We start from the raw sequence: 14,320 nt of genomic DNA, 5'->3' as shown, positions 1-14,320 counted from the left end.
ACTTTTAACTCAATAACTTCTGTCTTAAGTAGAATTCCAACTGGCTGTTTACCCTTTTCAATTCTGCCACTAATCTTTTATTTTCCTTTCTCAAGTCATAAATTTCGATGGCTTGATTGATGGTTGACACCATGCCTGGAGCATCCCAAGGCTTGGTAAGGTAACGATACACCTCACCTTGATTAATGGCATCTACTACTGCCTGCATATCGCTATATCCAGTTAGGAGAATTCGAATGGGTTCAGGGTGTGTTTTCTTCAATTCTGCGAAAAATTCAACACCCGTTATTTTGGGCATTCTTTGGTCAGAAACCACAACTTTCAAGTCTTCCTTATCCAGATATTCTAGAGCTGCTTCAGGACTAATTGCCGTGTAAACACTGAACTCTCGCCTCAAAGAAGCTTTAAAGGATATCAGGTTGTGCTCTTCGTCATCAATATACAGCACACCGGGTTTTTTTATAATATTCTTCTCTTCATTTTCGTCCATGATAGCGTAAATAAGGGGTTTTGTCGAAAAAATAGAAGCTTTCCTATATTTCTTTCTAGTTTAGACTTTGGAAATAAATTTTGATAATGATACGGGAAAAACTCCTGAAAGATACTCTAGCCACTGCAAAACATAGCGACGTCACTACGTGGATGCCAATTTTCTATCGATTGGAATTCGTATCAGAGCAAGATGAGTTGACCCATTTAATTAATAGCAAGTCGCCAGCGGTTACCGATGATATCCAAAGTCAATTGGCTGAGCTCATTAAGGCTCGACACCCGAAGAAAAAATTAACACCATCAGAAATTGAAAGCGCCATTTTAACGCACCTTGGAGGTACCGACATTACCAGCTATGGATTGTGGACTTACTTCCCTTGGTCAAATCGATTGGTGCACTTGCTCCCCGAAAAGGAATTCATTGAAGTACGAACAAATAGAAATCACTATAAAATAAGTCCTGCGGAAGAGAAGGTTTTGGCAAAGAAAAAAGTAGGACTTATCGGTTTGTCTGTAGGTCAATCCGTAGCAGTTACAATGGCCATGGAGCGGAGTTTCGGAGAGTTGCGATTAGCAGATTTTGACTCTTTAGAACTTACCAATCTAAACCGTATCAGGACAGGTGTGCACAACCTTGGAGTTTCCAAAGTCATATCAGTAGCCAGAGAGATTCTAGAAATAGACCCTTTCTTAAATATCAAGTGTTTTACGGATGGCCTCACTGAAAACAATATCGAGGAGTTCTTTCACCAAGGAGGAGACTTGGACCTCTTGATTGATGAATGCGATGGTTTGGACATGAAAATCATCTCCAGATGGAAAGCTCGGGAGATGAAGATTCCCGTAGTGATGGAGGCTAGCGATCGAGGAATGGTGGATGTTGAGCGATTCGACCTTGAACCTGACCGTCCTCTACTCCATGGTATGGTCGAAGACTTGAGTCCGGAGAAACTCAAGACCTTAGAAACAAATGAAGACAAGATACCCTATATGCTTGCCATCGTAGGTGCTGATACCATCTCGACCCGAGCCAAAGCATCGATGCTTGAAATCGGTGAGACGATCTCGACGTGGCCGCAATTGGCTTCAGCGGTGACCCTGGGTGGTGGAATAACCGCCGATGTAGTCAGAAGAATCTTTCTGGATAAATACCATGAATCGGGAAGGTACTACATGGATGTAGAAGAGATTATCGGAGATAGGCATGCTGGAACCAAGGAAGAGTCCAAAATCAAATTGCCAAAACCAGACGAAGACTTTGGTCCTGAGTTGAAGCACGAAGGGAAAATATCACTTGATGATCAAGTAGTAGAACGAATAGTTAAAACGGCTTGTCACGCGCCTTCAGGAGGAAATCTGCAGCCTTGGAAATGGACAAATAAGAATGAGGTATTTCAACTGAAATTTGACAGAAATCTCACTAGTTCATTCCTCGATCATCATGAGATTGCTTCGATGATTGCCTTGGGTGCATCATTGGAAAATGCATGTCTGGAAGGAATAAATCAAGGCTATGAAAATTCAGTTTCATTCTTCCCAAATCAAGATGAAAAAGACATTGTCGCACACCTTTGCTTAACCGAAAGCAAAACGTCAAGTGAACTTGATAAATGGCTGGGTGAAAATGTATTGAACAGAGAAACCAATCGCAATTTAGAGCAGAGCATCCCGCTATCCCAAAGCGACATAAAGAAATTAAAAACAGCTAGCCAAAAGAACGGATCAAACCTAATCATAGTCGAACCTGGTGAGGAGTTTGATCGACTGGCTGCATTAATAGCACGAACTGAACGATTCAGAATAATGCATCCGACGGGGCACCGCAATTTTACCGAAGAGATGCGATGGACGAAGGAAGAAGTAGAATCAACCAAAGATGGGATCGATATTGCCACAGTTGATTTGACAATCGGGGAGCTGACGGGGTTTAAGCTCGCCAGAAACCGAGAAGTGATCGATAAGCTTGTAGAATGGAAAGGTGGTTCGGCATTTGAAAAGCTTTCTAGAAAGTCCACTTCAGCTGCGGCAGCTTTGGGTATCATTACCAGGCCTAAACGTTCGAGGTTAGATTACCTCCAAGCAGGTATGGATATGGAAAGGGCTTGGATTGCTGCAAATGCCTTGAATATGGGCTTTCAGCCGCAATCTCCACTCTCACTCTTACTTCCTCGATTAGAAGACGGTAGCGACCTCAGTTCTGATCAGTTTCACGAGTTCACAACCATTGCTAAAGAACTTCAAGAAATTATGCCAGTTTACACAGAGGAGGAGCCTATCTTTATTTTCAGATTGTTTTACAAACAAAAAGACGTGGTCAAGAGCCTTAGGCGTGAATTGAGTCTGCACTTTAAAAAGAATAAATGATTCATCTGCGTGCTTACCGAGCCATTGACGAAGAGGAGAGCTGTTTGACCTATGCCATGGGACATCGTAAGGTTCTTGAAGGCTTCAACTTGGGTAATATTACCACCAACAATTACGATTGGGCCTATAATCCTCATGTCTATGTGGTAGAAGCGATTGATAAGGAGTCAGGCGAACTTCTGGGTGGAATTCGCGTACAGGTAGCTGATGGAAGGACAGATCTACCCGTCCAAGAAGCAGTTGATCACTTTGACCCAAATATTAATGAAATGGTAAGGCATTACGCCGTTAGCGGAGGCACCTCAGAGTTGTGCGGTTTATGGAATAGCAGGTCAATGGCACCAAATACAGGTGTAACCATGAATTTGGCAGTAGCAGGTATGGCCATTTGCAATCAATTACCCATCACATCCATTTTCACCATTTGTGCTCAATACACGTTAAAAATTGCCATGAGACTGGGTTTCAGAGTTGAAACAGGTTTAGGAAATAAGGGAGAGTTTATTTATCCCAATAGTAACTATGTTGCGAGGGTTCTTTCTGCAGACCCACAATCCTTGAAGGACGTTTCTCAAATTTACTACGACAAGATTCTAAAACTCAGGGCAAATCCTGAAATTGAACTAATGGAGGATGTTGGTAATGATAAAAAGATTCTATACAGTCATGATCTTCAACTCAAATCGGTAGGACAATTGGAATGGGTAGAATAGGTGTTTTTCTCTTTGGCTTATCCCTTCTGCTGAGTGCTGATGGCCTTCAGGCAGGAGACACGCTAAAACTTACCCCTGATTTCGAAAAAAGGGTCTTGGGCAGAGAACTATCCGTCCTCAGAGAAACGATCTTCTCCTCTACTATTGATGATGTTCTAAGTCAAGACTTTGAGGATTTGAAAGCGCCAAGGCCAAATCTTGGCTTTAATACAGGCGCTTTATGGGTTAAAACATCCGTTCAAAATCTCGCCGAAAATCAGCACTACAGGATTCAAATCCATCAACCTCTACTCGATACTGTAAAAATCTTCGTGCTAGATGAAAAGGGAGAGATCATCTGTGAAAAGCTCTTTGGTGAAAGCTTAAACTTTGACCACAGAAAATACAGTGCTCCACCGTTTATCCTTGACCTTACTATTCCTCAGGGTGATGTTCTAACCATTCTGATCAGGGTTACCACCGCCGAGCAAATCGTATTGCCAATTTATGTAACAACTATTGCAGCTTCTGAAAAGCTGCTCCTCATTTCCAACTTGCTCTTTGGTGCATACTTCGGACTTATTTTGGTGATGGCATTCTACAACTTCTTTATATTCCTTACTGTACGTGACAGGAGTTACCTGATTTATGTACTGTACATCATTGCAGTCGGGTCTACCCAAGCTGTGCTGGAAGGATACATGCAGCAATTCTTGTGGCCCGATAATGCTTGGCTTGCTTCCAGAAGCCCCTATTTATTTACTGCCCTTGTAAGCATTACCTCCGTTATCTTTCTTCAAGACTTTTTGAGAACCAAAGTATATGCACGGAGGGTAAATCGTTTCGCACAGTTTATTTATGGGTATTTTACTTTGGTATTCATTGCGGCTCTTTTCGGCGCAAGTCCATTTGTCCATATGGCCACTCAGGTGGGCATTACTGTTCTTTCCTTTTACATTTTGGCTGCCGGTATAATCGTCTACCGAAAGGGATATTCTCCGGCAAAATTCTTCATCTTAGCATGGAGCGTTCTGGTAGCGGGAATTATCGTTTATGCTTTGCAAGACTCGGGAGTTATCCCTTCTAATCCGGTAACCAATTATATGATGCTTTTTGGAAGTGCCGTAGAAGCTGTATTGCTATCGATCGCTCTTGCTGACCGTATCAATATTCTCAAGAAAGAAAAAAGTGAGTCACAAGAGCAGGCTCTGCGCGTTTCTCTCGAGAATGAGAGAATAGTGAAAGAGCAGAACATCGTCTTAGAAGAAAAGGTAAGCGAGCGAACGGCAGACTTGGAAAATACAAACTCCAAACTGAATACCGCCATTTCTGAACTCAAAGAAACTCAATCACAACTAGTACAGGCTGAGAAGATGGCCTCACTAGGTCAGCTTACTGCGGGCGTAGCCCATGAAATCAATAATCCGATCAATTTTGTAAGTGCCAACATTCAGCCATTGCGCTACGACGTGAAAGATATCTTGGACGTTCTGGATATGTATGATTCCATTAATGACTCCACTTCTTTTCAAGAAAAGAAGCAATCCATTGAAAAATTCAAACAAGAAATAGATCTGACTTACAGCAGGCAGGAGGTTGATGAACTTCTCAAGGGAATCGAAGAAGGTGCCAAACGAACGGCTGAAATCGTAAAAGGACTTAAGAACTTTAGTCGAATTGACGAATCCAACGTCAAAGAATCTAATCTTAATGAAGGTATTCAATCGACTTTGAGTATCCTAAAAAGCTCAATTCCCGCTACAGTTGAAGTAAATATAGACTTGGCAGAACACTTACCCCTTGTAGAGTGTATGGGCGGAAAAGTCAATCAAGTTTTTCTAAATATCGTAAATAACGGTCTTCAGGCAATGGAAGAAAACCCACCTGAAAGACCTTCTGTTCTCACGATCAGAACAAGTGCTGATGATGAATACGCAACAATAGAAATCAGTGATACGGGTGAGGGAATGGATGAAGGTACGAAGAGCCGCATATTCGAACCATTCTTCACCACAAAAGATGTGGGTCAGGGAACCGGATTGGGTTTGAGTATTGTCTTCAAGATTATTGAAACCCACCATGGCAAGATTAACGTAGAAACTGAACCTGGAAAAGGCACAAAATTTATTCTTAAATTTCCCATTAAGGCTAGAATAAAGTCCGAACTTGAACTATAATGTCCGAAAACGAGAAAATAAGCATTCTTTACCTCGATGATGAGGAACCCAACTTGAGTGCCTTTAAAGCCACTTTCAGAAGAACGCATTCCATCAGAACGGCCAATTCTGCAGAAAAAGCATTGGCATTAATTGAAGAAGAAGAACCGCATATCATCATTGCGGATCAGCGCATGCCTAAAGTAAGCGGGGTAGAATTTTTTCAAATGGTGTGCAAATCACACCCCGATCCACAAAGAATACTTTTAACAGCCTACACGAGTTCTCAAACCGTAATAGATGCCGTAAATAAGGGCCATATTGACAGGTACCTGGTTAAGCCTTGGGATCGTGATATGATGGAGAAAACGCTTGACACTGTTTATGAGTCATACAAAACCAAGGTCGAGCTAAAGCGAAAAAATGAAGAGTTATTTAGAGTAAATTCTGAACTGAATCGCTTTGTTTACAGCGTTTCTCACGATTTACGTGCTCCCCTACTCTCGTTGCTGGGACTGGTTGACCTTAGTCGTGATGAAAAAGATCCGGATCAGATTCAAGAGTATTTTGAACTCATGAACAGTAGTATTCGAAAAATGGATGATTACATCCAAACTACTCTGCAATACTATCGGAATCTAAAGACCAATCTGATCCTTGAACACGTTAATTTAAATCAGCTTGTAAATGAGATTATCGAGCCATTGATGAATTACAATAGTGATGTTAGTTTTAAGGTGAATGTTGATCTAGAAACCGTCATTTTCACAGATCGGGTTCGGTTGAAAATAGCCCTGAATAATCTTATCACGAACGCTGTCAAGTACGGTTTTAGAGAAAAAAATACACCTTATCAGATCTGTGTGAGTGTTGAAAACACAGGAGGAGGCTACAAAATAATTGTTGGAGACGAAGGGAAAGGCATACCGCCTGAACAATTGAAAAAGATCTTTGAGATATTCTTCTCAGAGGGTGCTGCAACAACTGTAGAAAGTAGCGGCTTGGGATTATATCTGGTCAGACAGGCAATCGATAAAATTCAAGGAAACGTTTCTGTCAGGTCTAAAGTCAATGTAGGCACCGAGTTTGAAATCAATCTTCCCAGCCTTGAAACGAACAACTAGGCTCTAATTTCATATCAGGCTATTACCAAAATCAAGTGTATATCTAGGAATGCAGCATGCAGCAGTCCTTAAATTTCTTTCCGCTTCCGCATGGACATTTATCATTTCGACCTATTGTTCTCAGCGGCATATCACCATCTAATGTCTCTGCCAAATCTGTATTGAAAATTTTACTCAATACCTCATATAGCTCAGGATGTTTCTCCTTTAATAATCGAGGACGCTGAAAAAAATACTCTGAAGTCACCGCCAGAAATTCCTGGCTATTAGTCGCACCATAGGGATTTATATCACTATTCCCTCTCAGCATCTCAGCCATATTTTCGTGTATCAGTTTTACCCAAGGCAAGAGAGCCTGATTATCCATATATACTTTAGGAATGCCATCTATTTGACCATCTTCTTTATCGAAAAGATGCACAAACTCATGTATTCCGACATTATGCTTATCCGTGATATTATCGAATCCATTATGCAGCGCTGGCTTAGAAAAAATTACTACCCGATTCATGACTCCCCCACTACCTACCATACCGCTGATACTGCGTTTCTTTGAATCCAGATTGAAGGAGGCATCAAACAAATCAGGATATAGAAGCACCTCATGCAAAGTACTATACTCCCATTCAGGGAAGGCAAATACGGGGATTACTGCACTAGACGCTACGAGCAAACGATCTTGATCGTCTACCGTAGTTTGCACTCCGGTAATCCGTACGCGTTTTAAAAAGTTCAAAACGTCTTTTTCGAAAACGGCCTTATCGGTTTTACTAAGCGCAGCATAAAAGTTGACCTCGGTAAGCAAATAGGTGCGCCATTCGAGTGGAAATACTTCGGGAACGTCCAAGCCACTCTTTACCTCTTTCGAACGAAATAAGAGCCAAACAAAAAAACTACCAAAAACAACAGCAACTAGAACAGACAACAATCTTCAGTTTATACTAAGTCCAAAAATAGGTCAAATCAAGTAGATCATCTTAAAGGATCGATGTCGAGATAGATTGATTTGTAAACTGCAGGTTACCCCGAAATAAACCCACTTAACACTGGGTAAACCCAGGCGATAAAATTTCACTTCTAAAAAGCTGATTTTATGGAACACTTTCCATAAAACGTCAGTAGTTGCGGCCTCCAAGCTTAAGGATTTAATAAGGCTTTCTTAAACAGCCCAAGTCGACATACCGGAGTGGTCAGCACTAATTTTGACCACTCACAAACCAATCTAAAAATTTAAGGTATGATGCTCAAATCTATTTTATTGGGTGGTCTTTCCCTGCTGACTTTCGGAGTCTTCGGGCAAAGCGATCTCATTATTTCTGCCGTTTACGACGGCCCCCTTTTGGGTGGGACTCCAAAGGGAGTGGAACTTTACGCGATCAATGACATTGCTGATCTCAGCGCCTACGGAGTTGGGTCTGCCAACAACGGCGGCGGCTCTGATGGCGAAGAATTCACTTTATCAGGGTCTGCTTCAGCAGGCGATTACATTTATGTCGCTTCAGAAATGCCACAATTCACGGCTTTCTTTGGATTTGCACCCAATTACGCCGACGGCGCTATGGCCATCAACGGTGATGATGCCGTAGAATTATTCAAAGACGGCGCAGCCGTTGACGTATTCGGAGCCATTGACGTAGATGGTTCAGGCGAGGCTTGGGAATACGCTGACTCTTGGGCACGTCGCAACGATGACTCCACTCCTTCCACTACGTTTGAATTAAGCGACTGGACTTTTGGTGGAGTTGACGCACTCGACGGTGAAGTGGACAACGCTACCGCTGCTACTCCCGTGCCTCTGGGAACTTTCATAACCCCTGGTGGCGTTACCCCTCCATCAAGCGGTCCAACGGCTTTCGAAAATCAGTTAAACCTCAGTCTACTCGGCACCTATGCTACAGGAGTTTTCGACGAAAGTGCAGCAGAAATTGCTGCTCATGACCCGGCTACTCAAAGAGTTTTCTTTGTGAACAGCAATGACAATACGGTAGAAGTACTGGATATCTCAAACCCTGCTTCACCTGTGTTGATCAATAGCATTGACGTATCTGCTTATGGCGCTGCACCTAATAGTGTTGCCGTTTCAAATGGAGTAATAGCAGTGGCAGTTGAAGCTGTGGTTAAACAAGACCCCGGAGCGGTCGTATTTTACGATGCTGACGGAAACTACATCAACGATGTAACCGTGGGTGCGCTTCCCGATATGTTGACCTTCACCCCTGACGGAAACAAAGTGGTGGTAGCCAACGAAGGTGAGCCAAACGATGCTTACGATGTAGACCCTGAAGGAAGCGTCTCTGTAATAGACGTATCAGGCGGTGCAGCCTCAGCTACGGTAGAAACGGTAGGATTTGACTCATTGACCATGGCCGATGTAGAAGGCGTTCGAATCTTCGGCCCCAACGCAAGCATCGCACAAGATTTGGAGCCCGAATACATCACGGTTTCTGACGATTCTCAAACAGCTTACGCGGTTTGTCAGGAAAACAATGGAATCATTGTGGTTGACCTAATGACAAATACCATCGCTGATGTGTGGGCACTTGGCACAAAAGATTACAACCTTCCCGGCAATGGGATTGACGCCAGCAATGATGGGGAAGGAATCGAAATTCAAAACTGGCCGGTAAAGAGCTACTACATGCCTGATGCCATGACTTCTTACTCGGTAGGCGGAAGCACTTACATTCTTACGGCCAATGAAGGTGACGCGCGTGACTACGATGGGTACAGCGAAGAAGACCGCGTGAGAGACCTCACGTTGGATTCAGTAGCGTTCCCAAATTACGCCGAACTTCAAATGGATGAGAACCTCGGTCGGTTGAACATCACGCTTACTGCTGGTGATACAGACAATGACGGAGAGTACGAAGAAATATTCGGTTACGGAGCGCGCTCCTTTTCTATTTGGGATGAAGCGGGAAACCTTGTGTGGGACAGTGCCGATGATTTCGAGCAAATCACTGCCGACTACCTCGCTCCTTTCTTCAACTCAAACAACGATGACAACGATTCTTTCAAAAGCCGCAGTGATGACAAAGGCCCCGAGCCCGAAGCCATCGCGGTAACTGAAATCAACGGAAAACCATACGCTTTCATCGGATTGGAAAGAGTGGGCGGAGTGATGATCTACGACATTACCGACCCTACCGCTCCTAAGTTTGAGAACTACATCAACAACCGAGACTTTAGCGTAGACGCTGAAGATCCTGCCGCAGGAGATCTAGGTCCTGAAGACATTAAAGTAATCGATGCTGCGGACAGTCCAACCGGTGAAACCATCATCATGGTAGCCAACGAGGTAAGCGGAACCGTTTCTTTCTTCGGTGTTTCCTCTCCCGATTACACACTGCAAATTCTACACGCATCTGACTTGGAAGGAGGAGTTGACGCCATCGGTCGTGCGCCCAACTTTGCCGCTATCGTAGATGTGCTCGAAGATAAGTACACCAACACCGTTCGCATCTCTTCAGGTGACAACTATATTCCGGGCCCGTTCTTCAATGCTTCTTCAGATGGAAGCATCAGAGCGGTGCTTCAGGATTTAAACCAAGACCTCTTTGGTGAGCCCGGCTTGAACAACTTGCGCGAAGCCGGTGGAAGAGCAGATATCACCATTACCAACATCATTGGCTTTGATGCGTCTACACTCGGAAACCACGAGTTTGACAATGGAACCGCAATCGTAGAGGAGATTATCGCTACGGATATCCGCGGAGCAGGCTTGGGAGATGTACGCTGGTTGGGAGCTCAATTCCCCTACCTCAGTGCCAATCTCGACTTCTCAGGAGACGATAACCTATCGGGGTTGTTTACCGATGAGCTATTGCCAAACACCGCTTTCCAATCGTTGCCATCAGATCTTGATGCAGCAGGTGCAGCACCAAAGATTGCCCCTTCTACACTGATTGAGCGCAACGGCGAATTGATCGGAGTAGTGGGTGCCACGACACAAGTATTGGAGTCGATCACTACCACCAACGGTGTGAGCGTCATCAACGGAGGAAGCAATGATATGCCTGCTTTGGCGGCCATCTTGCAGCCTGTAATCGACGACCTCATTGCCGCTGGATCAAACAAAATCATTTTGGCTACTCACTTGCAGCAGTTCTCTCTCGAGCAGGAGCTCGTAGGATTGCTCAGCGGTGTAGACATCGTATTGGCGGGTGGTTCTGACAGAATCTTGGCTGACCAAACAGACAGACTGCGCAGCGGCGACGAGGCGGAAGACAACTATCCTTTTGTTTCACAAAACCTAGACGGAGAGCCTGCACTAATCGTAAGCACCGATGGTGAGTACAGCTATGTAGGTCGCTTGGTAGTAGGATTCGACGCAGCGGGAGTTGTACTTCTTTCTTCATTGAACGAAGGTGTAAATGGAATCTACGCTACCGACGACGAGATGATCGCTCAGGTATATGACGATCCTTCAATGGCTTTCGCTGAAAACTCAAAAGGAGAATTGGTAAGTCGATTGACCAATGCGGTAAACGATGTCGTGATTTCAAAAGACGGAAACATCTTGGGATTGACCGATGTGTACCTCGACGGACGACGTGAGCGTGTGCGCACCGAGGAAACCAATATGGGTAATATCTCTGCCGATGCCAACCTCTTCGTAGCGAAAGAGTATGACTCAGAAGTGGTTGTCTCAATCAAAAACGGTGGTGGTATCAGAGCGGCCATTGGCGAGGTAGACGAAGTAGCTCCGGGTGTATTTGAGTTCTTGCCTCCACAAGCCAACGCCATTTCAGGAAAACTGGAAGGAGAAGTATCTCAGCTGGATGTGGAGAACACCCTTCGATTTAACAACAGACTTTCTGTTTTAGAATTGAGCGCATCTGATCTTCTCGCGGTGATGGAGCATGGCTTCAGCGCCACGGAAGAAGGAGCTACACCGGGTCAATTTCCACAAATCGGTGGTATGAAGGTCTCTTTTGATCCCATCGTGGCGCCTGGTTCGCGCATCCAAAACCTGGTCATTGTAGATGAGGCAGGCTTGCCTTTGGACTCTGTGGTAATCGATGGAGAAATAAGCGGCGATTCCCAAAGAGTCTTTAAGGTGGTTACCCTGAATTTCCTCGCAGGAGGTGGAGACGGATACCCTTTTGAAGAACTTGGAGAAAATCGAGTAGATCTGGACACGGCAGGATTGGACGTGGGAACATTTGACTTCGCCCCTGCGGGAAGCGAGCAAGATGCCTTCGCTGAATACCTGAACACCTTCTTTTCTGAAACACCTTACATGGACGCTGAAACGCCAATCGATGAAGACGAAAGAATCCAGAACATCAACGAGCGCGACGACGATGTATTCGTATTCTGCGCCGAAGGATTCTTCCCCGCTCCTGAGCAAGTAGGCGTATTGCAAAACTCCAGTTCAGACTTTGTGGTGATCAAGTGGACACCGGTACCAGGTTCCACGGTTTGTCAAGTACGGGGAGGATTGATTGACGGCCCTCAACAGACCATATTCGTATATGCTGATGAAGACGGCACTGAACCATTCCGAAGAAAGATACCAAAGTCTCAGCTTCAAATCGGCCAGACTTACCAAGTGGAAGTGCGCTGCGCTTGTTCTGAGGAGCCATTGGTTGTGAGCGAGTATTCTGCCACTGAGTTCTTTATTCCATTGGGTGGTGCGGCTATTGCCGAAATCAATGGAAACGGAATTCATGCGAATGCGGCTCAAGGCAGCATGGCCATGACGGTATTCCCTAATCCATCCAATGTGGGGCACATCAACCTAAACCTAAGCAATGCCGATGGCATGGCTACAGAAGGTTTGATAGAGATGAGAGACATCACTGGACGCACCTTGACACAGCAGCGTGTAGCTGTTGAGTCAAACCAAACCCTGCGTTTGGAAACAAATGGTATCCCTGCGGGAATTTATACAGTATCCTATACATCAGGAGCCGAAAGAGTTACCCAGAGATTTATCATCAAATAGAATAACCAATCTGACATTACCAATCGGATCTAAAACGAAGACCGCCTCCTGAAAAGGGGGCGGTTTTTTTTTGTGGCAAATATTCTACGACTTAAAACAGCAAAATGGCGACCCTTGGAATTCTTGTTTTGTGCCTTTTATGTGGAGAGCATTCGACTAATGATAGTCTTAACCAATTTTCTTTCTCTACCTTTCCAATAGATTTATCAGAATTACAATTGTCTATTCTACCGATACTTCCCGATAAAAAAGGTGTCAAGTGATTATTGGGTTCGGTTCGTTTACTTACTTATATGTTCATAATAAACCTTAAATAAATAGTGAATAGTGTCGCTCATTACTTTGATTTTCCTAAATCCTGCGTCTTCATGCGAAGGAAGATTGGATCGCATTAAAATTGCCCGCTACTTCGTCTAAGAACTAAAATAGAAGAATGACCCTCGAAGATCTAGGATACAACAGTGTATTTGAAGAATCCCGAAAGAAACAAAACCTGAAATCTTTTGGAATTGGACGGGTAATAAAAGAGCATAAGGAGCGGTATACGGTCAAAACTGAATCGAACAAGTTGGATTGTGAATTGATTGGAAATCTAAGATTCACGGTTACTGATAAGAACCAATTGCCTTCAGTTGGAGATTGGGTGGCGGTTTCAGAATATGATGAGGGCAAAGCATTAATTTATGGAGTACTTCCAAGAAGTTCAGTCTTAAAAAGAAAGCTAGTTGGAACGTTGAGTCAAACCCAGATTATAGCCGTCAATATTGATGTCGGAATAATCGTTCAATCCGTCAATAGAGATTTCAGCGTAAATAGACTTGAGCGCTACTTAACCATTTGTTACGACTCCAAAATTGATCCTATAATCGTTTTAAGTAAAATAGATTTGATCGAGGAGTCAGAGCTGGCAGGTTTGTTAAGTAAAGTACGCGCAAGAATTAAACATGTGCCTATCATCCCAATTAGCAACGAGTCAAATGTCGGGATTGAAAAAATTAATTCGAGGCTAATCCGAGGAAAAACCTACTGTTTTCTAGGTTCTTCGGGTGTTGGGAAATCGACGTTAATCAATACAATCATTGGCGAGAAAGTGGCTGAAACGGGTGCAATAAGCGAAAGTATAGACCGAGGAAAGCATGTGACTACACATAGAGAGTTAATTGTTTTTGAAAAAGGAGTACTAATCGACAATCCGGGAATGCGGGAAATAGGTATGACCGATTCTTCCGAAGGGCTTGAAATGACTTTTGAGGAAGTATTGAATCTGTCGCAAAACTGCAAGTACAATGATTGTAAGCACACAAATGAAGATGAATGCGCAGTATTAACTGCCTTGGAAAATGATGAACTGAACACCGAAACCTACGAGAATTTTCTCAAGATGGAAAAAGAGAGAAGGCATTTTGAGTCAAATGCTCGTGAAAGAAAAAAGAAAGGAAAAGACTTGGGAAAATTAATCAAGAACATGAAAAAGAATAGCGACAAATACTAGTATAAATCGCCTTAAAGCATGCTCTTCACGCTGCTCATCGTGGCTAAGAT

The 14,320-nt window shown here is 43.7% G+C and carries 8 protein-coding genes; 6 read left to right on the top strand and 2 right to left on the bottom strand.

The genetic code is table 11. The features are described from left to right. Positions 1-4: 4 nt before the first annotated feature. The gene (locus O3Q51_05465) at positions 5-490 is read right to left on the bottom strand and encodes a response regulator (GenBank protein MCZ4408245.1); all 486 of its coding nucleotides are present in this window, start codon (positions 488-490) and stop codon (positions 5-7) included. Positions 491-576: 86 nt separating this feature from the next. Between O3Q51_05465 and O3Q51_05460 the strand changes: the two genes are divergently transcribed. Genes O3Q51_05460 through O3Q51_05445 form a run of 4 tightly spaced genes read left to right on the top strand, consistent with a single transcriptional unit; the run spans position 577 to position 6,828 of the window. Then, positions 577-2,856 carry an Rv1355c family protein gene (locus O3Q51_05460; protein ID MCZ4408244.1) on the top strand — a complete coding sequence of 760 codons (2,280 nt, stop codon included), beginning with the start codon at positions 577-579 and terminating at the stop codon, positions 2,854-2,856. Beyond that, positions 2,853-3,569, top strand: coding sequence for a hypothetical protein (locus O3Q51_05455; GenBank protein ID MCZ4408243.1), 717 nt, complete (start codon positions 2,853-2,855; stop codon positions 3,567-3,569). The genes O3Q51_05460 and O3Q51_05455 overlap by 4 nt, the downstream gene beginning before the upstream one ends. Further along, positions 3,557-5,725 carry an ATP-binding protein gene (locus tag O3Q51_05450; protein MCZ4408242.1) on the top strand — a complete coding sequence of 723 codons (2,169 nt, stop codon included), beginning with the start codon at positions 3,557-3,559 and terminating at the stop codon, positions 5,723-5,725. The genes O3Q51_05455 and O3Q51_05450 overlap by 13 nt, the downstream gene beginning before the upstream one ends. Next, positions 5,725-6,828 (top strand): hybrid sensor histidine kinase/response regulator, encoded by a 1,104-nt coding sequence (locus O3Q51_05445; GenBank protein ID MCZ4408241.1) that lies wholly within the window; start codon positions 5,725-5,727, stop codon positions 6,826-6,828. Before O3Q51_05450 ends, O3Q51_05445 begins: the two co-directional genes overlap by 1 nt. Positions 6,829-6,871: 43 nt before the next feature. Here the strand turns inward: O3Q51_05445 and O3Q51_05440 are convergent, their stop codons facing one another. Then, complete coding sequence (locus tag O3Q51_05440; GenBank protein ID MCZ4408240.1) at positions 6,872-7,753, bottom strand: zinc-dependent peptidase; 882 nt, start codon at positions 7,751-7,753, stop codon at positions 6,872-6,874. Between the two features lie 312 nt (positions 7,754-8,065). Here O3Q51_05440 and O3Q51_05435 point away from each other — a divergent pair, with 312 nt between their 5' ends. Next, positions 8,066-12,778, top strand: coding sequence for a choice-of-anchor I family protein (locus O3Q51_05435; GenBank protein ID MCZ4408239.1), 4,713 nt, complete (start codon positions 8,066-8,068; stop codon positions 12,776-12,778). 433 nt (positions 12,779-13,211) lie between these two features. Next, positions 13,212-14,270, top strand: a complete 1,059-nt coding sequence (gene rsgA, locus O3Q51_05430; GenBank protein ID MCZ4408238.1) for a ribosome small subunit-dependent GTPase A — start codon at positions 13,212-13,214, stop codon at positions 14,268-14,270. Positions 14,271-14,320 lie beyond the last annotated feature (50 nt).

The organism is Cryomorphaceae bacterium 1068, assembly GCA_027214385.1.
In the GTDB taxonomy this organism is placed as follows: domain Bacteria; phylum Bacteroidota; class Bacteroidia; order Flavobacteriales_D; family Cryomorphaceae; genus JAKVAV01.
The sequence above is the reverse complement of the archived record's forward strand: the minus strand, read 5'-3'. Positions and strand labels throughout refer to the sequence as shown.

Excerpts from the sequence above, each read along its gene's own strand:
- O3Q51_05465 (MCZ4408245.1), bottom strand. The coding sequence starts at position 490 with ATGGACGAAAATGAAGAGAAGAATATTATAAAAAAACCCGGTGTGCTG.
- O3Q51_05460 (MCZ4408244.1), top strand. The coding sequence starts at position 577 with ATGATACGGGAAAAACTCCTGAAAGATACTCTAGCCACTGCAAAACAT.
- O3Q51_05455 (MCZ4408243.1), top strand. The coding sequence starts at position 2,853 with ATGATTCATCTGCGTGCTTACCGAGCCATTGACGAAGAGGAGAGCTGT.
- O3Q51_05450 (MCZ4408242.1), top strand. The coding sequence starts at position 3,557 with ATGGGTAGAATAGGTGTTTTTCTCTTTGGCTTATCCCTTCTGCTGAGT.
- O3Q51_05445 (MCZ4408241.1), top strand. The coding sequence starts at position 5,725 with ATGTCCGAAAACGAGAAAATAAGCATTCTTTACCTCGATGATGAGGAA.
- O3Q51_05435 (MCZ4408239.1), top strand. The coding sequence starts at position 8,066 with ATGATGCTCAAATCTATTTTATTGGGTGGTCTTTCCCTGCTGACTTTC.
- rsgA (MCZ4408238.1), top strand. The coding sequence starts at position 13,212 with ATGACCCTCGAAGATCTAGGATACAACAGTGTATTTGAAGAATCCCGA.